Annotated in this window: 13 protein-coding genes; 4 read left to right on the forward strand and 9 right to left on the reverse strand. The window is 45.8% G+C overall.

Annotated features, from left to right (window positions below; all coding sequences use genetic code 11):
• Positions 1 to 352: 352 nt before the first annotated feature.
• Both QUB35_RS18370 and cutA read left to right on the forward strand, forming a co-directional pair.
• Entirely contained in the window at positions 353 to 1,249 is an 897-nt protein-coding gene (locus QUB35_RS18370) for a pentapeptide repeat-containing protein (RefSeq protein WP_333143215.1), read from the forward strand.
• Positions 1,250 to 1,321: 72 nt separating this feature from the next.
• Complete coding sequence (gene cutA / locus QUB35_RS18375; protein ID WP_333143216.1) at positions 1,322 to 1,639, forward strand: divalent-cation tolerance protein CutA; 318 nt, start codon at positions 1,322 to 1,324, stop codon at positions 1,637 to 1,639.
• Between the two features lie 70 nt (positions 1,640 to 1,709).
• Here the strand turns inward: cutA and QUB35_RS18380 are convergent, their stop codons facing one another.
• The gene (locus QUB35_RS18380; protein WP_333143217.1) at positions 1,710 to 2,249 is read right to left on the reverse strand and encodes a DUF2231 domain-containing protein; all 540 of its coding nucleotides are present in this window, start codon (positions 2,247 to 2,249) and stop codon (positions 1,710 to 1,712) included.
• A 50-nt stretch (positions 2,250 to 2,299) separates the two neighbouring features.
• Positions 2,300 to 2,578, reverse strand: a complete 279-nt coding sequence (locus tag QUB35_RS18385) for a hypothetical protein (protein WP_333143218.1) — start codon at positions 2,576 to 2,578, stop codon at positions 2,300 to 2,302.
• Between the two features lie 211 nt (positions 2,579 to 2,789).
• Between QUB35_RS18385 and QUB35_RS18390 the strand changes: the two genes are divergently transcribed.
• Complete coding sequence (locus QUB35_RS18390; protein WP_333143219.1) at positions 2,790 to 3,962, forward strand: FAD-binding oxidoreductase; 1,173 nt, start codon at positions 2,790 to 2,792, stop codon at positions 3,960 to 3,962.
• Between the two features lie 272 nt (positions 3,963 to 4,234).
• On the opposite strand, the gene QUB35_RS18395 is transcribed toward QUB35_RS18390, so the two are convergent.
• The 7 genes from QUB35_RS18395 to QUB35_RS18425 all read right to left on the reverse strand — a co-directional run bounded on the left by QUB35_RS18395 (position 4,235) and on the right by QUB35_RS18425 (position 17,510).
• Positions 4,235 to 5,353 carry an ATP-binding protein gene (locus QUB35_RS18395; protein WP_333143220.1) on the reverse strand — a complete coding sequence of 373 codons (1,119 nt, stop codon included), beginning with the start codon at positions 5,351 to 5,353 and terminating at the stop codon, positions 4,235 to 4,237.
• 4 nt (positions 5,354 to 5,357) lie between these two features.
• The gene (locus tag QUB35_RS18400) at positions 5,358 to 9,065 is read right to left on the reverse strand and encodes a PAS domain S-box protein (RefSeq protein WP_333143221.1); all 3,708 of its coding nucleotides are present in this window, start codon (positions 9,063 to 9,065) and stop codon (positions 5,358 to 5,360) included.
• An 83-nt stretch (positions 9,066 to 9,148) separates the two neighbouring features.
• Entirely contained in the window at positions 9,149 to 11,935 is a 2,787-nt protein-coding gene (locus QUB35_RS18405) for an adenylate/guanylate cyclase domain-containing protein (RefSeq protein ID WP_333143222.1), read from the reverse strand.
• 168 nt (positions 11,936 to 12,103) lie between these two features.
• Positions 12,104 to 13,660 (reverse strand): PAS domain-containing sensor histidine kinase, encoded by a 1,557-nt coding sequence (locus QUB35_RS18410; protein WP_333143223.1) that lies wholly within the window; start codon positions 13,658 to 13,660, stop codon positions 12,104 to 12,106.
• Positions 13,657 to 14,193: a Rab family GTPase gene (locus tag QUB35_RS18415; RefSeq protein ID WP_333143224.1), complete on the reverse strand. Its 537-nt coding sequence runs from the start codon at positions 14,191 to 14,193 to the stop codon at positions 13,657 to 13,659. Before QUB35_RS18415 ends, QUB35_RS18410 begins: the two co-directional genes overlap by 4 nt.
• 2 nt (positions 14,194 to 14,195) lie before the next feature.
• Positions 14,196 to 16,895 (reverse strand): OmpA family protein, encoded by a 2,700-nt coding sequence (locus tag QUB35_RS18420; protein WP_333143225.1) that lies wholly within the window; start codon positions 16,893 to 16,895, stop codon positions 14,196 to 14,198.
• 6 nt (positions 16,896 to 16,901) lie between these two features.
• Entirely contained in the window at positions 16,902 to 17,510 is a 609-nt protein-coding gene (locus QUB35_RS18425; protein ID WP_333143226.1) for a hypothetical protein, read from the reverse strand.
• 1,309 nt (positions 17,511 to 18,819) lie between these two features.
• Between QUB35_RS18425 and alaS the strand changes: the two genes are divergently transcribed.
• On the forward strand, positions 18,820 to 21,471 hold the full coding sequence (gene alaS, locus QUB35_RS18430) for an alanine--tRNA ligase (protein WP_333143227.1): 2,652 nt from the start codon (positions 18,820 to 18,822) through the stop codon (positions 21,469 to 21,471).
• The last annotated feature ends 390 nt before the right edge of the window (positions 21,472 to 21,861 follow it).

Genomic DNA, 21,861 nt, shown 5'->3' on the forward strand with positions numbered 1-21,861 from the left:
TGACGGTTCACTGTTGACAGTGAACAGTCAACAGTGAACAGTGAACTGGAATTTACTATTCCGATGCTAACGGATTTGATATAACGGTCGATCGTTAAGCAATGACTATCTATGTCAAGAAACATTAATTTTTAATTCAAAAATACCGAAAGCGGGATCGCTACCCCGTGGAAGATATAAAATCTTTATTAAGAGATTGCCTTTAAACAGAAAGTGATGTTATTGGGATTTATACCGTTTGAGGCAAACGCTGGAACAGTCTAATTTCTGAAACAGTCTAATTTCTGAAACAACCTTAAGATTAGAGATTTCTCGATCGAAACCCCCCCAATCATAGAAGGTATCACGCCCTATGGAAGTTAGCGAACTGCTCAACAATTACGAAAAAGGAGAAAGAGACTTTACTGGAGCCGACCTCAGCGGGAAAGACCTCAGCGGAGCAATCTTAATCGGAGTCAACCTTTCGCGAGCTAATCTTTCCGGGGCCAACCTCAGTAGAGCGTTTCTCACCAAAGCAACACTCAAAGGTGCACTGCTGCACAGAACTAATCTGAGTTTTGCCAAAATGGGTGAAACCCAACTCTCAGGTGCAGATTTGACAAAAGCCAATCTCAGCGGTGCTTTTTTGGTAAAAGCAAAAATGCCGAGAGCAAAGTTAAGCGGCGCAACTTTAACTGGCGCCAACCTGCGGGGTGCTGTGTTGTGGAATGCGAATTTGTGCAGCGCCGACTTGCAATTAGTTAACTTGCTGGGCGCGAATCTGACTGCTGCTAATTTTAAGTGGGCAAACCTTTACGGTGCAAGGCTCAATAGTGCAAAACTTTTTGGAGCTCAATTAACAGGAGTCAGTTTGCGGCGAGCGCAGTTGGCAGGGGTGAATCTCTGCGGTGCAGATTTAAGCGGCGTTAACGTGAGCGAAGCTAAACTAATGGGAGCTAATTTGGAAGGCTCGAATTTGGCGGGGGCGAATTTCAGCGCGGCTCAGTTGCGGGGGGTGAAGTTGGCGGGTGCAAACTTAACCGGGGCTAAGTTGAGGGGAAGTTGTTTGAGAGGGGCAAATCTGAATTGGGCAAAGCTGTGTCAAGCAGATTTGATGGCGGCAGATTTGAGCGAGGCGACGTTAATAGGAGCTAATTTAGATAATGCTTTGTTGGCTGGAGCTATTTTGCCGGAATCTACTAGGCGCTATTTTTCTTTAGCTGGGGCGGGCAGAGTCAATTCTTGGGAAGTTAATGAGATTAACGGTTGATTGTTGACTGATGATTGTTGACTGATGACTGTTGACTGTTCACTGTTCACTGTTCACTGTTCACTGATGGCTATGACAATTAATTTTGGGGTGGTGCTGGTAACTGCAGCATCGGAGGCGGAGGCGGAGAATCTCGCTAAATCTCTAGTTGAACACAAGCTGGCTGCTTGTGTGAGTTTGTCACCCATTCGCTCGATTTATAGTTGGCAAGGCGAGATTCATTGCGAGTCAGAGTGGCAGTTGCTGATTAAAACTGATATGGCTAAATTTGAGGCTTTAAAAACAAAAGTTCAGGAACTCCATTCCTATGAAGTTCCCGAAATTATTGCTATTCCTATTATCGCTGGCAGCGATGCTTATCTGAATTGGCTGGGACAATCTTTAAGTTAGTAGTCAAGACTTTAGTCCTAAATTATCCAATGAAGAGGGAGTGAAGTCCCTACTACAAATGGTCAGACACCTAGGAATTATGACTGCTAGGGCCAATGACGCCGATTTTGTGGCGAAAACTTAGTTCGCCGCCGAACCAGCCTGTAATGCCGAGCAAGGTTGCCACGACGATCGATATTGCTAAACCTGTATATACGATCGGCTCAGCCGGATTTCCTTGTCGCAACACCAGGTTAATCAGGGTAAGTACCATAACCGCCACATTGCCGCCCATGTGCAACCAACCGGCACTGCGATCGCGCACTCTTTTAACTTTGAAAAAATCTAAAAAGCCCGTGATTGCGGCCAAAATCCCCGCAGCAAAACCGACACCCATCAGCCAAACCGAAGCTCTCGCCCAAAACGGATCGCTTGTCAGCCAATAACCGATGTCCGTGCCCGCTGCTCCTACTAAAAAGGCTACCGGAAAGATGACGATGATGGGGTGGATGGGATGGCCTGCAATTGAAAGCGTACTCGTAATGCCGGCGTCGCGGTACTCTGCGTCGTCACTTTCGAGAATCGGCGGAAGATTGGGATAGGGCGTACTATTTCTGGGATTTGTTTCCATGATTTCTCTGATAACTTTTGTACAACAAAGCCGTTTTTATTGGATTGAACTTAATCCCAAACCCGCTCACCATTTTCGTCAACGCGGGCCTGCCGAATTACGTCGGAAATTTCGTCGGCGTCTTTGACGTGGTGCAAAGCTTTCTTTTCCCCATCCGGTTCTTCTACGATCACATAAGTTGGAACTGTAACAACATCTCCCGTGATGTCGGGTACGTGGTCAACTGCCAGTTGCTGGGCTTTTTCTTCGATGGTTTGCGGTTTGTCGGAAATGCGATCGCCCGGATTGACCGTGCGCTCCATATCTTTGCCTGGTTTGTCGATACTCATAAAAACCTCTCTGGTATTTCTAATTTTTTGCTGACTCTAATTCCTACTATTGAACGAAAAATATCTCTACCTAAACATCTCCCGACGGGTGGAAGTTTCAGTTAGGGCGATCGCAGGCAGCCTCTTCCTGTAGGTAGAGGTTTTTCGATTGGTTCCGAAAAAACGTAAGCTAAAATCTAACCATGATATTTTGATTCCCTTTGAGTTGCCCATGAAAAGTTACGATTGGATTGTTGTCGGCGGTGGCATTACTGGTGCATCACTGAGTTACGAACTGGCAAAAAAAGGTTTTGCTGTGCTGCTTTTGGAACGAGATGCTACCATGCAAAATGCTACTCGTTTTAGTTACGGCGGCTTGGCTTATTGGTCGGGAACGACTGATTTAACTCGGCAATTGTGTCGGGAAGGTATCGAACGCCACCGCCATTTATCAGCCCAATTAGATGCTGATACTGAGTTCCGCGAGTTGGATTTGTTGCTGACAATTGATGCGGGCTCCGATCCCGAAAAAGTGGCGGCTAATTACGCGCATTTTGCGATCGTTCCGCAGCTTTTGAGTGTTGCAGAAGCTGGCGAGTTGGAACCTTTGCTGAATAAAAGTGCGATCGCCGGAGCTCTGACTGTGCGTCACGGTCACATTTCGCCGACGGCCACAAATAAAGCTTATTGTCAAGGGTTTCTGCGGTTGGGAGGAACTATAGAATTTGCTGAAGTAATTGGGTTTATAGAAGAGGGAAATCGGGTTTCGGGAGTCCAGACGGTACAGGAAAGTTATGCCTGCGAAAATACGGTTATTTGTGCTGGAGGTTGGAGTCGGAGTTTACTGAAGCTGGCTGGTGTTTCTGCGGGAGTTTATTTTACTCGCACCGAGATTTTGGAAACTGCACCTGTGGATTTGAAACTCAGGACTTTGGTGATGCCTGCGGTATTAAAACGTTTTGAATTGGAAGCTGAATCGAGTAGAAATGAGGTGGATTTTCTTTGGGATGAACCTGGTAAAGAGTTACAGCCGCCGATTTTAGATTCTGGTGCCATTCAGTTTAATGATGGCAGTTTGCGGATCGGGCAATTGTCTCGCACTTTGAGCGATTTGAATGCTAAAGTCGATCGCGAAACCAGCGAAACGGCAATTCGTGCAGCAATCGGCAAGGTTTTGCCTGATTTGGCAGGTTTATCGGCAACTTGGCACGAGTGTAGTGTGGCATTCAGCGCGGATAATTTGCCTGTAGTGGGGCCGATTGCCGATCGCCCTGGATTGCACGTTTTTTCTGGTCTCAGCAATCCTTTGACTATTGTACCTGCTTTGGCTGAGCGATTTGCGAAGGCGGCGGGGGGAGAAGAAGATAGGGCGATCGAGCTTTTGTCTCCCGATCGATTTGCTTAAAAATGATATCATGTCCGGCCTGATTGAGACTTGTATGAATTTTGTAGGGGCGGGTTCACTAACAATAATTGCCTGTAATCTACAATCTCATAAACCCGCCCCCCCGATACTTTTATCTCCTCTCCGTTGAATTGTCCGCGATGAAATTCTGTCGCGTGGTGGGGGCGGGTTTATGTAGATTGTTAGTCTGGATGATAGATTGTTGGTGAAACCCGCCCCTACAAGTATTGTGCTTATTTTACCGGACATGACTAATGACTACTGACTACTGACTACTGACTACTGACTAACAAAGGCAGCGTGACAATAAATGTAGTACCTTTGCCGATCGCACTTTCCACACTTATTGTACCGCCGTGCAGGTCAACTATGTGTTTGACAATGCAGAGTCCCAAACCCGATCCTTTAATCTTGCCTACATTAGCACCCCGTTCAAACTGCTGAAATAGTTTTTCTTGATATTCCGCTGTCATCCCAATTCCCTCATCTCGAACGCACAAAATTATTTGTTGGTTTTCGCAGCTTAAGTCTAAACTGACATTGCCGCCGTTTGGAGAATATTTAATAGCGTTTGAAAGCAAATTAGTCAGGAGGTGGTGCAGTAGTTTGGGATCGAGATTGGCGTGCAGCGGATTTGTTTGGCTGCGGAAAGTTACGAGGTGTTTTTCGGTGACTATCGGTTGCAGTTCTTCTAAAATAGAATTGCATAAATCCGTCGCATTAATCTGATTTAAATTTAATGAGATTTTGCCTGATTCTGCTTTGCTAATCATTAAAAAATCTTCCAGCAACCCACTCATATTACTGACGGCTTTTTTAATTCGAGCGACATTTTTATTTGTAGTTCCGGGGGTGCTGTGCAAGTCGCTATCTTCTAGCATTTCAGCCGATAACTGTATAGTAGTTAAAGGAGTGTTTAAATCGTGGTAAGCCATAGAAATAAAGCGCGATCTATTTTCGCTTTTTTCTGCTGCTAACGCCATTATTTTTTTCAGATTAACTGCTTCTTGATGTTTGCTCAGTGCTATCTTGATAGTGGCGTGCATTTCTCTTTCTTTAAAAGGTTTGAGCAGGTAGCCGTAAGAACCAGTATTTTCGGCTCGCTGCAAAGTTTCGTCGTCGGCATAGGCAGTTGTATAGATAATTGGTATATCTAATTCTTGATTAATTATTGCTGCTGTTTCTATGCCATCAATGTCGCCTTTGATAACTATATCCATTAAAATTAAATCGGGTCTTAGTTCGCGGGCGCGCTGGATGGCATCCGCTCCTGAAGAAACGATATCGGCGATTTGATATCCCAATTTTTCTAATTTAGGGGATAAGTTTTTAGCAATTAACAGTTCGTCTTCGACAATCAAAATATTAATTTCTTGTTCTGTCAAACTCATATCATTACAATCTTTGAAAGTAGTTTAACTCGTTGAATTTCAAGTGAAAAGATGTACCAAATTCTCTGGAGATTTCGATGGTTCCTTCTAACTGCTCGGTTAAAGTGCAGACAACTTGAAAGCCCATCGACTGAGTTTTCCGAAAATCTAAGTTTTCAGGAAAGCCAATGCCGTTGTCCTTAACTAAGAGGTTGATTTCTCGATCGCCCGTTTGATAGCATTCTACACTAACTGTACCAGTTGTGCCATCAGGAAAAGCGTGTTTCAGGGTATTTGAAACCAATTCATTGGCAATTAAACCGCAGGGAGTAGCGGTTTCAAGATTTAGGGAAATTGGCTCAGCTAATACCTGCAACTGAATTCGGTTGTTGCTAATATTGTAAGAGTGAAACAAGTTACTTACCAAATCTTCGAGATATTCGCCAAAATTAATTTGCGCCAGGTTAGTCGAACGGTACAGTTTTTCGTGAATCAGAGCCATAGAATAAAGGCGATTCTGACTTTCTTCAAACATTTTGCTTACTTGCGGGTCGGCAACTGTGTTCGATTGCAATTCTAACAGACTGGCAACTACGCAGAGGTTGTTTTTGACGCGGTGGTGAATTTCTTTGAGCAAAATTTCTTTTTCTTTGAGGGAGTTTTTCAAATTTGCTTCTGCTTGTTTGCGATCGCTCAGTTCAGCTTGCAGTTGCTGGTAAAGTAGAGATTGCTGAATGGCGATCGCCAATTGATTCACCAACTGCTGAAATAAATTAATTTCCCATTCTTTCCAATCACGAGGGATCTCGCATTGGTGGGCAATTAGCAATCCCCAAAGTTGGCTGTGCTGAAGAATCGGCACTACTAACTTTGCCCTAACTTGAATCTCTTTCATAAACTGGGCCACACAAGGTTTCAGGGACGGCTCATCTAGTTCGGAGATCGCACAAATTCGCCCTCGTAAATAAAGCTGATAACTTTCAGCCGGAAAAGCCTCTTGGTCAAAACATCTATCCACAAGTTGGCTGCATCCTTCTGCCACGGCTTCAGCAATGACTCGGCCGCCCCTTTTGGGTAAAATTTGATAAATCAAAACTCGATCGGCTAATAATACTTGCTGGAGTTCGGCAACGGTAGTGTTGAGAATTTCCTCTAATTGCAAAGACTGGCGCACACGACGGGCGATCGCCTCCACAAGCCGTTCTTGCTCGAACTGCTGCCCCCTAGCGAGTTCGGCGTATTTAGAATTGCTGATATCAGCGGCATAACCAATAATTTCGATCGGAATACCCCTGCTGTTAACCAATAGTTTTAGTTCCGTCCTTAGCCAGCGGTAAATTCCGTCTTGGTGTAGAAAACGGTACTCGCAAATGCAATTGTTTTCCTCGGACAAATCGGAAAAATTTAATAGAAATTGTGGCCGATCTTCCGGGTGAATTCGGCTCGACCAAAATTTAGAATCAGCTAACACTTCTTGCGGCTCGTAGCCAACGATTGTCTGAACGTTGTCGCTGATGTAAGTAGTACAAAAGTCCTCCGTCGGTGCGGCTGTAAAAATTACCGCCGGATTAGAACCCAGCAAAAATTGCAGGCGTTCTTTTAACTGCTGAAATTCGATTTCTGCCCGCTTACGATAACTGATATCTTCGATCGCCCCCATGCTGTAGAGAGGAATGCCCTCGCGATCGCGGATCAGCGTCACCGTCAAGTTTGCCCACATCAGCTCGCCATTCTTCTTAATCAAGCGTTTTTCCCTTTGGAAGCGAGAAATATTGCCGCAGACCAACTCCTTGACTTGCTCCACATCTGCTTGTAAATCTTCTGGATGCGTGAGTTCAGTAAAAGTCATGGTAGCCAACTCCGAATCGCTGTAGCCCAACATCTGGCGGTGAGCTTCATTCACTTTGATCGTGCGGTAGTCGCGCACGCTTGCCAAACCAAGCGCGATCGGAGCATCGTCAAATAAGTTGCGAAACTTTTCCTCGCTCTTTTGCAGTGCAGCTTCTGCCTGTTTGCGAGCGGTAATGTCTCTGGCGACCCACATCACCCGATCGAGCTCCAGCGGCGAAATACTGGCATCAAACCAAAATAACTTGCAGCCAATTTCCATGCTGTATTCAATTCTGTGGGTTTCCCCAGATGCCAATGTTTGGCGAATGTGGCCGAGGGCAAAATTAGCTTCCGCTTCTGGGAAGATTTCGGCGAGGGTTTTGCCGATCACTTCAGGAGCCGGTTTGTACAGCAGTTCGGGAGCCGTGGGGGCGATTTTGAGGTAGCGGCCGCTTGCGTCGAAAACCAGCACGATATCCGTCATGGCATTAAACAGCGCTACCAGTTCGGCTTCGGATTTTTGGAGTTTTTCTTCGGTCAATTTGCGATCGGTAATGTCGGTGTCAGTGCCCGTCAGGCGGCAGGCCTTGCCGTCCGCCGATCGGATCGCGCTGCCGCGGGCAAGTATCCAGCAGGTGCTGCCGTCTTTACGCAGCATCCGGTGTTCTACTTCATAAATTTCTGTCACACCTTCTAGATAAGCATTTACTGCGTCTTCGACTGCAACTCGATCGTCGGGATGAACATGAGACGCCCAATTTTCCATGCGGTTGGGAATCTCTGCGTCTTGATAGCCCAACAAAGCTTTCAAAGAGGGAGCAATGTAGATTTCGTCGGTTTCCAAATTCCAGTCCCAAACCCCCACTTTGCCGGCCGCTACTGCCATTTCGTACCATTGTGTCCGCTGCTGCACTCTCCGTTCTAACTCTGCATTGAGCTGCTGCAAAGCGATTTCTGCTTGTTTGCGATCCGTGACATCCCGGCCTGCTGCTTGATACTCGACGATTTGTCCGCTGTCGTTGAATATAGCCCGATCGATCCACTGCTGCCAGCGAATTTCCCCGCTAGGCAAAATTACTCGGTGTTCGCAGGTAAAAATAGGGTTTTCCGGAGACACAGAAGTATATTGCTGTTGAAAAATTTCTCGGTCTGCTTCTGGCAGCAGCGACATGAAGCATTTGCCGAGTAAGTCGAACTGCTGCAGGCCGAAATAACGGCAGTAAGCTTGATTGACAAAAGTTATTTTACCGTTGGGGAGGTAGCGGCAAATCAGTTCGGTTTGGTCTTCCACAATCGCCAGGTAGCGCGCCTCGCTCTGCCACATGGCATTTTCGGCATTTTGGCGATCGCTCACTTTTTCTAGTTCACAATTGCCCTCTAACAGTTGGCATTGTTCCTGGAGTTTTTCCGCTTCTTGGTGTAGTGCCTCCATCCAGCTATACATTGCTGGGCGAATCCTTTTTTCACTGATTAAACCTACTGGCTGACCCCGTTCATCTACAATTGGCAAGCAATCGAGCGAGTATTGACAAAATAGCTTGAATGCGGTAGTAATATCTGTAAATTCTGATTCTTTTAAGACAATTAAATTCCGCGTCATTGCGTCGGCAACTTTCATGCCTTGCAATCCGTATTCTGCCGCGGCTAAGTTCAGCACATCTTCCGGACTTAGCAGTCCGACTAGCTGATTTTCATCGACAACTAAGAGGCAACTAATCGGTGCTTTTACAGTTTCGTTTGAGTCGGGAAGTGCAGGTGAATTAGGCAGTGGGCAAGGGTTGCTCGCCCGACGCATCAGGGCGATCGCATCGCCGATGGAAGTTGAGGGCGCAACCGTCACAGGATGGCGATCGACAGCTTCGTCGGGCGATCGTAAATTGGCCGACAAATTAGCAAGTTCCATTAGTCTTGGTCAAAAAGTATTGCTAATTAACTTTAGCAACACTTGTAGTCATCAGCCAGATGACTGATGACTGATGACCGGCCTTATATTTTGCCAATGAGCAGATAAGTTTTCATGGCCCCTTTGCCTTTAACTTGAATAGTTCCCCGCTCCTGAAATACATATTTGTGTTCTAATAACTTATAAGTAGTTTCGCTGACTTGAATCCGCCAAGGCAAACCGTGAGATTCCATGCGGGAAGCAATATTTACTGTGTCGCCCCACAAATCGTAAATAAACTTTTTGATGCCAATTACTCCGGCAACAACCGGGCCACTGTGAATGCCGATGCGGATGCTAAAATATTTATTATGGCTAGCATTAAATCTGGCTATTTCTGCTTGCATATCTAGTGCCATTTGGGCGATCGCCTCTGCGTGGTCTGCCCTGGGTTCAGGCAGCCCTCCAACCGCCATGTATGCGTCGCCGATGGTCTTGATTTTCTCTAGACCGTGCTGTTCGCACAAAAGGTCGAATCCTGAAAAAATCTTATTGAGGAGCTCCACAAGCTCGATCGGATTCATGAGGGCAGACAAAGGTGTAAACCCCACAATGTCTGCGAACAAAACAGTCACTTCAGGAAAGTATTCGGCAATAGTAGTTTCGTTTTGCTTGAGGCGTTCTGCTATTGCCTTGGGCAGGATATTTAACAGCAGCTTTTCGGATTTTTCTTGTTCTTCCCGCAGGGCATCTTCTGCTTGCTTGCGTTCCGTAATGTCGTGATAACTCCAGACTCTGCCGATAATTTTATCTCCCAGCCGCTGCGGTTCCGAATAGCGTTCAAAAAATCTGCCGTCTTGAAATTCCAACAAATCGTAACTTTCGGCTTCGGGCTGATCGTCAAGCGATTCTATTCTCTCTTGAAATGCTTGGGGGTCTTTGAGTTGGTTCAGGACAAAGGCGATCGTTGTGGCGTCGTCTCGCAGTGCCATCACTTCGTTAGGTATGCCCCACATTTCCACAAATTCTCGATTGAAAGTGACTATTTTTCCGCTCCTGTCAGTAGCTAAAATACCATCAGCAGTAGAATCAAAAGTTGCTTGCAGCAGGGACACAGATTTTGCCAGGGCGTCTTCTGTCATTTTTCGAGCAGTAATGTCTCGCAAAATAGCGCGAATCGCTACTAGCGAACCATCCGCAAACTTACAGCTTATGCTGCCTTCCAGCAAAATTTGTTCGTGATATTTAGTGATAAATATTACTTCAATCGATTCTGGATACAAGGTATTTTCATTTACCGTTTTTTGGGTAAAAGCTTGATAGAATATATCCAGAGACTCTTGGGAACTGTTGGGATGAATAATATCAAAAACAGTCATTTGAGCAATTTCGGCTTCGGTGTAGCCCAGAGTTTGCCGCCAAGCCCGATTTACATACAAAAAATGACCGTCCGCTCCTATACTTTGAATTAAGTCAGTAGCATTTTCAAATAAGTCTCGCAGTTGTTCTTCGCTTTCCCGCAAAGCTATTTCCGCTTGCTTGCGCTTGATAAATTGACCGATTTGGCTACCGATTGTCGCCATTGTCTGGAGCAATTCTTCATCAAAACACTGCACTTCGCGGCTGAAAAAAGTCATCACACCCAACACATATTTTGCAGAATTATCCTGATCGTAGTCGCCCACAATTGGGAAACCAAAAGCTCCGTGCAGTCCTTCTTCGGCCGCAAGTTCTCGGCGCAGACAACAGTCGCTTTTTGTGACATCTGCAATCCACTGAGCTGAACCGCTAGCCCAAACGAAACCCGGCAATCCTTCGCCAAACGCACAAGTCATTTGTTCGGTAAATTCGGCAAATTTGGGGATAGAAACTGAGCGTTTTGTCCAACTGGCGACGCACCGAAGCAAATTGGGGTCGGAAACCGCAGTTATTCTCTTAGTTTCTGACAGCAGTTTTTCCCCGGATTCTGGCATCCAAAGTTCGACGGTATCCCATCCCAAGCTGTCACAAATTACGGGGAGAATTGCTGCTATAGCTTTTTTGATTGTTTCGGATGCCGACAGGATGCGAGTGGCGACGTACTGAGTTATTTGTCGCTTGCGGGCGCGCTGTCTATCTGTGACATCGCGGCCGATGTACACGAAATCTTGAACGGCAGGCAAAGGGCCAGAAATGCCTTTAATGTCAGTCGAAATCGCCGTACAGGAAAACGAAACTGTGAGCTTTTCTCCGGTTTTTGCCGTGCAAATTACTTCGACGTGAGTTTGCAATTGTTGAGACTCCTCTTGGCTGACTGCTTGCAAAGAGGAGCCAAAAGCAGCAATAGCGTCTATTTGCTGCCCTACTAATTCTGATTCGCTGTAACCGAACAAATCTTGAGCAGCTTGATTGATTTTTTTAATTTTTCCCGATGCTGTTGTTACCAACAAAACTTCCGCCATTGAAGTAATAATTTTTTCAACATAATTATTAGTAGCAGCTAAGGTACTCAATAAAATATCCATTTCATTGGTAGCTTGGACGAGAGTTTGTTCTAAAGCCATCCTGTCGGTTACGTCTTGAAAAAATATAATTAATCTCTGATAATTCTCGTCATTGGTGAACTCCACGATATACATATCAAAATAAAGCCGCGAACCATTTTCTAATAGTCGCGTCATCGCTTTTAATTCAAAATTTGGCAAACGTTTTTCAAAAATATCGATTAAAATTTCTTCAGTTCCCACCAATTCTGGAAAGGGAATGCGAACATCGTTGCCGGCGACTACTTCGTCGGGACAGTCGGCAAACCGCTGCACTTGCAGAGAGATTTCTTGGATTAAAAAGTCTTGATCCAGTGCTAGGTACTCCAAGTGGTGCGGAACTAACAGTTTTTTTAACAAGGTTTTCATGTGAGATTCTTAGTAGTGAATGCGCCCTGTGTATCGAATTATCGAAAATCAATCTATAGCGGTTCTCCATCTTGGTGAGGTATGCCCACGGAGGCCTATGCCCTATGCCCAGGGAGGCCTATGCCCTATGCCCGCGAGAGCACCTCATGTTACTGAGAAAGGCTATATTTATCTCTGTTTCTCAAAGGGAATTCTGACTATAAAGGTAGTGCCTAACCCTATCTCGCTGGAAAATTCGATTTGACCTCCGTGCAAATCTACACACTGCTTGACTATGGATAAACCCAGTCCTGTACCGGGTATTTTTCCGACATTTTTCGCTCGATAATAAGATTCAAAGAGTTGTTCCTGGTCTTCGAGAGGAATGCCAATGCCTGCATCTTTAATTTTAAATATAGCTTCTTCATTATTCTGACAATTTAATTCAAAATAAATATTGCTGTCGAGGGGCGAATATTTGACAGCATTTGACAGCAAATTTGTCAATATGTGCCGCAGCAATTTTGGATCTAGTGCGGGCAACTGTTGCGTTTCCTGCGAGTCGCTATCATCTTTTTTCGCTGGCGTAACTAATTCTTGATAAATAAAGTTAATTGTATGATTTTTTCCATAACTAATTGTAATTGATTCTACTAACTCGCTGCAAAATTGTTTTAAGTCAACTGGTGCGGGATAGAATTCGAGTTTTCCTGCTTCGGCGCTGCTGAGCAACCGCACGTCATCTAATAGCTGAGCCATGTGTTTAGATGCGGATTTAACGTGTGCGAGGTATTCTTGTTTTTCCTCGTGGGTGATTTCGTCGCCGTAGTCTTGGAGGATTTTAGTAGCAAATAATATTGTATTTAAAGGATTGCCAAATTCGTGAGCAATCATCGAGAAAAAACGAGATTTTACCTGTCTGAGTTCTTGCTCTTTTGCCAAAGAGCGGCGAATTTCTATTTCTTGTTGTTTGCGTTCTGTGATGTCCCTGCCTATATAAATTAAATCGTAAAGTCCCTCTAATTCTGTCTGAATTGCCGAACAGGAAAATTCTACCCAAATTTCTTCTCCTGCTTTAGTAGTGCAGACTATTTCTAGTTCTCTACGCAGCTCTTTATGAGACAAAATATAGCGGTGGCGAGCTTGGGAGATTAAGGTTTCTTCTAGTAATATTAAAGACAGGGGCTGACCGATTAATTCTGCTTCGCTATACCCAAATAACCATTGGGACGATTGATTGATTCTTTTGATATTTCCTAATGTTGTTGTCACCAACAAAGCATCGCCCATCGAACGAATAACTTTATCTATATAATCTTTAGAAGCGGCTAAGGCACTAACCAAAAGATTAGCTTCATTCGCCCTCTGAATCAAGGATTGCTTCATTACCATCTTTTCGGTGGTATCTTCAATCAAAATTAGCAATTTACTTGGCACATATTCTTGTTCTTCTTCATATTTGATAGCCAACATATCAAAGTATAAAGGGCGGTTCGGGTCGGCAAACCGAGCGATACCTTTGATTTCAAAACCAGGGAGCCGTCCCATAATGATAGACATGAGGATATTTTCAATGCCAATCAGTTCGGGAAAACTCAGGCGAGCATCTGCACCTGGTATCGCGTCGCCCGGAGTATCGGCATAATTCTGCACTTCGGCGGAGGTTTCCTGAATGATGAAATGGTGATTTACTAGAAAATACTGTGTTTGTCGCGGGCCTAACAGCTTTCTTAACAGGGGATTCATACTTTTTCTACCATTGTGTAAGCTAGTTTGTAGAAAATTTCGTCAACGTCTTTGCCGGTTTTAGCAGATGTCGTGCAAACTGCTATTACTTTGTCTTGACCTATCGAATGGGACATTTCCACTAGCAGCGCCAATTTTTCCTCGTCAATCAAGTCTACTTTGTTTAAAGCGACGATAATTGACCCTTTAGGATTCACTGAAGAAAAAAGCTGAATGTGTTCGGAGATTCGCTCAACTGTTTCGGATCGGCTGACATCGGCAACGATTAAAGCGCCACTAGCTCCCTGCAAGTAAGTCGGTGCTATTCCTTTGAATTTTGTATGCCCTTCTAAGTCCCAAATCAGCAACTGTGCAGTCACGTTTTCCCGCTGTTTTACGTTTTCTAATTCTACGTTTTTGCGAGAAATTTTTACTCCCACGGTGGAGAGGTATTGGTCGGTGAATTGCCGATCGACAAAACGGCGGATCAGGCTGGTTTTGCCCACGCCAAAATCGCCGATCATACACATTTTTTTAGATATAGTAACTGACATAATTATTTACTGTTTATGGTGTTAGTTATTGGTTCAAATACCACGCATCTGCTTAAAAGTCGTGGTTGATTGGGCTCCACGTCGGCAGGAGGATGGGGGATGCCAACCGTTTGGAGGCGCTTTGGGTCAGCACCCTGCCGCACTAAAGCATCTCGCACTGCTGCGGCACGCCTCAGCGACAACTGTTGATTTGTAGAAATTTCCCCAGTTCGATCGCTGTGTCCAATTATCTTAATCTGTTTTTGAGGATATTGATCCATAAACTTTTTGACACTGGCGATGATTTCTCCATGTGTAGAGTCTAATATTGCCGTTCCTTGCTGGAAGTAGATGCGGGTTGTAATTTTCAGCGGATCTAATTTAACTGTGCTAATCACCGATTGAACACCGGGTATTTGCTTCAGGGACTGAGCTATTTTCTGTGCGTCTGCACCGTCTCTAACGGTACCCTCTACAGTCACTTTACGATCGCCATACCGCGTAGAAATAGAAAGGCCCTCTTTCTGATTCAAAACAGCGGTAATCCGCTGCACCTCCGCCGCCGTCAAAACTGGATCTGGGGGGACATCTACAGCTAGAATTCTATTATCTAATTGCAATTTCGGTGCAGTTGATGCGGCTATTTTTGCAGCTTGTGCCCGCAATTCTTGATTTGGCAACTTTCCGGTTAGCTTTAAAGTTTTGCCATCAACTGCAACATCTAAGCGGTAAACTGCTAATTCGGGAGTGGATGCTAAAGCTGCGAGGGCATTTGCTTCGAGGCGGCGCTCAACGCTGCTGCGATACTGATAAATCCCCCAAGGTACTAAGATTAAGCTCAGGGCGGCTAAACTGATAGCCGCTAGGGCGATCGGGGGTTTTGTTGATTTTTCTTTTTGTAGCGGGTCGAATAAAGTTTTTATACACGGGTGCAGCGACTCCGGTATAGTACCGGGGTCGCCATTAAACTCGTGAATTACTTTAGCGTAATTAAGGATGAGATTACTAACTGTTTGCCGCAGTTTGTTGATGAACGACTGTGGCGGTTCTCCTTTAATCACGACGGCCATGTAGCAATATCCAGCTACTTCTAGCATAATTTTTGAGTCGCCGTATTCAATTTGATTGAGTTCGGAAACTTCTCCCGGCCCAAGGATGCACTCGTTAACAAAGCTGCGAATAGCTGTGAGCATTCCTGCTACCATTTCTGATTCTAACTGGTAGCTTTCTGAGTTTTGAACTTCGGAAATAATCAAGCCAGATGCTTTGTGAATTAAGAATGCTGCTTGGACGGTAAAGGGTATTGATTCTTTGAGGATTAATTCAGCTTCGGAGACTCCTTGTACTTTGGAGCGAATTTTTCTCTTGAATCCTTCGACGCTGATGGCATTTGACACTTTTTCATTGATTGTCTTGATAGCTTCTGCCATGTATCGGGAAATTGTACTGCCAATTACGGGATAGAGCGCATCCACCATAGAGTCGCGTTCGAGTCTTATTTGGGCTGTAATCGCTTTGCCCATTTCCGGCGCGAGGGCTTGAGCGATCGACTCTTGGTCAAGGCGAATTTGCTCTTTAATTGCCAGACCGATTTCTGGGGCGATCGCGTTAGCAATATCCGCTGGGGAATTCACGATTTGTTGAGCCAGTGCGTCGGGAAGTAACTCAGCTATTGCCGCACTCATTGCCGACTTGTTTTCCTGAGTTTTTGCCCTAATCACTTCGTCAATAATGGGCACGATCGCCTTAACAACTTCTTCCCTGGAATCGGCCACTTTGCGGCTGAGAATTTCTGCGATCCAAGGCAGCATCAACTCAATCAACTCTTGGGGCTCGTAGATTTGGTGCTCCAATTTTCCTAATTTATCGTCGATTGTGGCCATCAGGTGGCGCACCCCCGGCAAATCGTTTTCTGCCAGAAGATTTTTGACTTGCTCGATATCCGACATTTTTGAGCCGAACATCAGATTTTGCAGCCTTTCCATCGCGGTGTCGGCTTCATGTAAATCCTGTTTAATTTGACCTAATATTTCTGCTGGCGGTTCTAGTAAGTTAGGGCTTTCTAGAGTCGAAGCCACCGCAGTATCTAAATATCCCGTTTCTGGTGGATCTGAGACTGTGGAAACTATGGGATTATGGGGAATTTCCGAGGGTTTTGACTCGGTTTCGGGAGGGGAAACATCCTGTAAATGCCGATCGAACTTGTGGGATTTTTGAGCCTGTACGTACTGTAGAGAATCTTTCATTGTCAAGTTAGACAATTCTTCGACAGGCTGTGATTCCTCCTCCAAATCCGGCTGGGCGATCGCGGAAACATCTATAGTTTTAGCTGAGGAATAGTCTTTTTCCAGTTCTGAAGTGTTGAGTTTGTGAGTAGCCCACAGCAAACTTTTGAACTCGTCTGCAACAGGCGGCGTATCGCCAGACTCCGGTTGGCCAGATCCAGTTTCGGGTACACTCGCTGCAACTTCCTCTGGCGCTTGCTCAGAAATACCTAACAAATCCATCAACCCGCCGAGGGCCCCAGCTTGATTATTGTCGCCACTGCTGTCACTTTCTGGCTCTGCATTTTGCTGGTTTGAACCCGCAATAATTTTGAGATCGACTAACAGATTCAGCAAGGGTTCTAGCTGGGTTGCTGCATCTGCAGCAGACTCGTCAGGTTGAGAAACAAAACCCTCTAACTCATTTTCGTCAGCCGGATTTTCTTTCGGTAAAGCCATGCGTTATTATCCGTTATGGTGGCGCTCCGGCAACAGAAATTCGGTATTTAACTTATTATCCGCAACGCCTTTAAGTTCGGGTACAAATTCTGTTCCTTTGAGCCTCATGCCGAGTTCAAACAGAATTTCTGCCATGTCGTCTCTAGAAACTTTAACATCTCTGAGCATAGAAAAGCGACGATCGAGTTCTTCAAACACTTGTGTTTTCAAAGTGCGGCTTTCTTCAGATAGTCGATCTCTGGTTTTGGAGAGTTCGTCGCGAAGCGAACTGGTTTGATTGTCTATAGCCTCGTCGAGGGCTTCCACGCTGCTGGAGAATTTGCGGTTAATGCGATCGACTTGCTGACGGATATCGGCGCTTTCTTCTTGGGTGTTTGAGGTGAGCGATTTAACTTTCTTTTCTAACGAATCAACTGCAGCCCTCATTTCTCCTGAAAGAACTGTTCTTACTTGTTCGATGCGAGTTTGCATATCTTGCTGCATCATCGACAAGTCGGAATCTATTTTATCGAAGCGATTGTCGTATTCTCTAAGCTGCGCTCCAAAAATGATATCGCGGATCTGGTCGATATTTCCCAGCCGTTCGCGCATTTCTTCTTTAGTTATTTCGGGCATACTTTTACCTGGAATCTCTGGACATTGTGAGTTTAAGAACTGTGCTAGTGATTTACTACCGTTGTGGGTGGCACTAGCTTTTTTGAGTGGGCGGGCTTTTATTGTTTGAACTCTAACCCCTGCGTCGGGGATGGGATTTTTTAGAGTTTTGACTCTAAATATCCTGAGATTCAAATTTTTGAGCCTGGTCTTGTCACCAAAAATGGCGGTTGGCTATCCTTGGCTTGCAGCAAGCTAATAGAAGCGTAGATTTTGCTGCGATACAGCACAGCGGGGAAGGTTTTAAGGTCTTGAGTGACATCCTCAATGATATCTCATCTTGACAGTGGCTCCTATCACTGCGCTGGAGTCCCGGCAAAAAGCGGGTGGGCTTGCTCCACGTCCCCTTATATATAATATAACTCAAAAGCTGCACAGATCGCTCGCCGATCGCCTCACAGGGAAGTTTTCTTTCAGCAGAAACCACTTATACAGCCGAACTCGGCCCCTCTGTGCTCCTGGAAGCCCAGGGCTGTTTCGGGGCAACCACGGGGAGTAGGGGTCGGATTGCCCTTACGGAAAACGATGATTTTGACTCTTGTAGTGCTAAGAGTGCCTACCCTCCCCATCCACGATTTGCGCTCGTGTTTCAGAGATTGGGGCAGCCACGGGGGGCTGCCCCTACAAGAGAATGAAACCGCCCTGCCTGGAAGCCTCTTCTCCTGCGAGGCCCTCTAAAAATTCATAGGGCCCGATCGACAGCGACCAGACCCAATAATATGAGAACTTTGTTTTTTCTAACAAACGAGATGTGTTTCCGGTTGAGAACTGTTACTTACTAGGGTTTACAACTTATGCAGCTTTACTTTTAATCCGCAACCACAATAAGTCTGACTCGACTGCGGTTTGGCTTGACTGCTCGATCGGCAGTTCGCCACTATTCCAAGTTGTGTTCGGTTAATTTCTGCTGCGCCTCGGAATCTAGACCGGAGACACCATGCCTATATCCTCGAACTTTCTTTCTAAATATAGCGACCTCCTTTCTCTTTCTGTCCCGGTGTCTATTATTAAGTTAGCATGGCCTTTCGGAGGAGTAAAGCACTATTTGCAAAACTTGATAGGTCTTTACATTACTAAGTATAATGATATGAATATCCAAATAGATGTAAGTTAGCACTCACGCACTCCGAACAAAGAAACCGGGTTTTTTCACCGAGATTGAGGATTTTAAGCAAGTATTTTGGTTGAAAAACCCGGTTTCTGGACACCCGTGCAAAAGTCCTATAAATTCTATTGTTGCTACATCTTTACATTCTTAACAGTTCTTGTCATGACTATTTCTCCTAAGTTTCTCAGTGGCAGCCAAATCCGCCAAACCTTCCTCGACTTTTATGCTCAGCGGGGACATAAGATATTGCCGAGTGCTTCTTTGGTGCCCGAAGATCCGACGGTGTTGCTGACGATCGCCGGAATGCTACAATTCAAGCCGATATTTCTCGGACAGCGCACCGCCGAATCACCGCGCGCCACGACTTCTCAAAAGTGCATCCGCACCAACGATATCGAAAACGTCGGCCGCACCGCCCGCCACCACACGTTTTTTGAAATGTTGGGTAACTTCAGTTTCGGGGATTATTTCAAGAAACAGGCGATCGCCTGGGCGTGGGAACTTTCCACGGAAGTTTTCGGTTTACCAGCGTCGAATTTGGTTGTTAGCGTTTTCCGAGAAGATGACGAAGCTTTTGCGATTTGGCGCGATGAAATTGGCATTCCGGGCGATCGCATTCAGCGCATGGGAGAAGATGACAATTTCTGGCAATCCGGCCCGACTGGCCCCTGCGGCCCGTGTTCGGAGATTTACTATGATTTTCACCCAGAAAGAGGCGACAATATTGACCTCGAAGATGATAGCAGGTTTATTGAATTCTACAACCTGGTTTTCATGCAGTACAATAAAGATGCAGAGGGCAATTTAACACCGCTGCAAAATCAAAATATTGATACTGGCTTGGGACTGGAACGGATGGCGCAAATCCTCCAGAAAGTCCCCAATAATTACGAAACAGATTTGATTTTTCCGATCATTCAATCGGCGGCGGAAATTGCCGGGATTGATTACCACAATAGCGACGAAAAAGTCAAGGTTTCGCTGAAAGTAATTGGCGATCACATTCGGGCTGTGGTGCACATGATTGCGGACGAAATTCGCGCGTCGAATGTTGGTCGGGGTTACATTTTGCGCCGGTTGATTCGCCGGGTGGTGCGCCACGGGCGACTGATTGGAATTCAGGGCGAATTTACGGTGCGGGTGGCTGAAAGTGCGATCGCCCTTTCGGAAGCAGCTTATCCGAACGTGCGGCTGCGGGAAGCTCAAATTAAGGCGGAATTGGCAAGGGAAGAGGCGCAGTTTCTCAAGACTTTGGAACGCGGAGAGAAGCTGCTGGAGGAAATTGTCGATCGCACAAAACAGCAAGCAAACCAACAAATCAGCGGTCAAGATGCTTTCACTCTTTACGATACCTACGGTTTCCCCTTAGAACTGACTCAAGAAATTGCTGAGGAACAGGGAATTACTGTGGATTTGGACGGCTTTGAAGCGGCGATGAAGGAACAGCAAACTCGCGCTAAAGATGCTCGCCAAACAATCGATTTAACGGTGCAGGGTTCTTTGGATAAGTTGGCTGAAACAATCCAGGGGACTGAGTTTGTCGGTTATGCTGAATTGTCGAGTTTAGCTGAGGTGGAAGTTATCTTGGTTGACGGCAAATCTGTGGAAGAAGCAGCCGCCGGTACCGAGGTACAAGTTGTTTTGAACCAAACGCCGTTTTATGCAGAATCCGGCGGACAAATTGGGGATAAAGGTTATTTGAAAACCGGAGATAATGGTGATGGTTTGTTAGTAAGAGTTGAGGATGTGAAGAAGGAATCGGATTTCTTCGTGCATTTCGGCTTTGTGGAACGGGGAACGCTGAGAGTTGGCGATAGTATTACTGCGAAAATTGACAATAGCGGTCGCCGCCGAGTTCAGGCTAACCACACAGCAACTCACTTATTACAATCAGCTTTGCGAAAAATTGTGGACGATTCGATTTCGCAAGCTGGTTCGCTGGTATCGTCTGAGAGATTGCGGTTTGATTTCAATTCTCCGCGCGCTGTCACAGCAGAAGAGTTGCAGAAAATTGAGGATTTAGTTAATAGTTGGATTGCTGAGGCGCACGCTGCTGAGGTTGCAGAAATGCCGATCGCCCTTGCGAGAGAAAAAGGCGCGACTGCGATGTTTGGCGAGAAGTACGGCGATGTGGTGCGGGTTATCGATTTTCCCGGCGTTTCGATGGAATTGTGCGGCGGAACTCACGTCAGCAATACCGCAGAAATCGGGCTGTTTAAGATTGTTTCCGAAGCGGGGGTAGCGGCGGGAACTCGCAGGATTGAAGCGGTTTCCGGTCAAGCTGTTTTGGATTATTTGAATGTGCGGGATAAGGTGGTGCGCGATTTGGGCGATCGATTTAAGGCGAAGCCTGAAGAATTGCCGAACCGGATTACTAATTTGCAGAATGAGTTGAAGGATACTCAGAAACATTTGGCTGCTGTGAAGTCGGAATTGGCGATCGCGAAATCCGACCAGTTGCTGAGTGCGGCGGAGGCGATCGGCGAATTCAAAATCATTGTAGCTCAATTGGGTGATGTGGATACAGAAGCGCTGAAAACTGCGGCGGAAAGATTGCAGCAAAAGTTAGGAAATGCTGCGGTTGTTTTGGCCTCAATTCCTGAACCAGACAAGGTAAGTTTGGTGGCAGCTTTTAGTCCTGAAGTCAATAAGAAAGGATTACAAGCTGGCAAGTTTATCGGGGGAATTGCTCAAATTTGCGGCGGAAAAGGCGGCGGGCGGCCGAATTTGGCGCAAGCTGGGGGACGCGATGCAAGTAAGTTGCAGGAAGCGTTGGAAAGTGCTCGCAATTTGTTAGTTGAAGGGTTGGGTTAATTACTCGGATCAGGTGATTTCGGGGAAACTGTAGGGGCGGGTTTTACCAACCATAATCGTCAATTATAGACAATCTGATAAACCCGCCCCCACCCAACCATAAATCACAATGTACATGGTGCCCGTAGGGGCGGGTTTCACCAACCATAATTGCCAATTATCGACAATCTCGAAAACCCGCCCCCACCCAACGAAAAATACCAACCTACATTTTCCGATGCGATGCAAATTCCAGGTTGATGTGGGTTATCGGTGGTGGGGGGCGGGTTTATCTAGATTGTTGGTATTCCTTAGATATTGTTGGTGGAACCCGCCCCTACAAAATCTGGGTAAAGGTATTGTGCAAAAATCCCTGGTTTTTCCCGCGCAAAAAATGTACAATATCCCAAA

Source organism: Microcoleus sp. B13-B6, from assembly GCF_036705405.1.
Taxonomy (GTDB): Bacteria; Cyanobacteriota; Cyanobacteriia; order Cyanobacteriales; family Microcoleaceae; genus Microcoleus.

Coding starts and splice junctions, on each gene's coding strand:
- QUB35_RS18425 (WP_333143226.1), bottom strand. CDS start 17,510: ATGCCCGAAATAACTAAAGAAGAAATGCGCGAACGGCTGGGAAATATC.
- QUB35_RS18410 (WP_333143223.1), bottom strand. CDS start 13,660: ATGAATCCCCTGTTAAGAAAGCTGTTAGGCCCGCGACAAACACAGTAT.
- QUB35_RS18405 (WP_333143222.1), bottom strand. CDS start 11,935: ATGAAAACCTTGTTAAAAAAACTGTTAGTTCCGCACCACTTGGAGTAC.
- QUB35_RS18420 (WP_333143225.1), bottom strand. CDS start 16,895: ATGGCTTTACCGAAAGAAAATCCGGCTGACGAAAATGAGTTAGAGGGT.
- QUB35_RS18395 (WP_333143220.1), bottom strand. CDS start 5,353: ATGAGTTTGACAGAACAAGAAATTAATATTTTGATTGTCGAAGACGAA.
- QUB35_RS18390 (WP_333143219.1), top strand. CDS start 2,790: ATGAAAAGTTACGATTGGATTGTTGTCGGCGGTGGCATTACTGGTGCA.
- alaS (WP_333143227.1), top strand. CDS start 18,820: ATGACTATTTCTCCTAAGTTTCTCAGTGGCAGCCAAATCCGCCAAACC.
- QUB35_RS18385 (WP_333143218.1), bottom strand. CDS start 2,578: ATGAGTATCGACAAACCAGGCAAAGATATGGAGCGCACGGTCAATCCG.
- QUB35_RS18400 (WP_333143221.1), bottom strand. CDS start 9,065: ATGGAACTTGCTAATTTGTCGGCCAATTTACGATCGCCCGACGAAGCT.
- QUB35_RS18380 (WP_333143217.1), bottom strand. CDS start 2,249: ATGGAAACAAATCCCAGAAATAGTACGCCCTATCCCAATCTTCCGCCG.
- QUB35_RS18415 (WP_333143224.1), bottom strand. CDS start 14,193: ATGTCAGTTACTATATCTAAAAAAATGTGTATGATCGGCGATTTTGGC.
- QUB35_RS18370 (WP_333143215.1), top strand. CDS start 353: ATGGAAGTTAGCGAACTGCTCAACAATTACGAAAAAGGAGAAAGAGAC.
- cutA (WP_333143216.1), top strand. CDS start 1,322: ATGACAATTAATTTTGGGGTGGTGCTGGTAACTGCAGCATCGGAGGCG.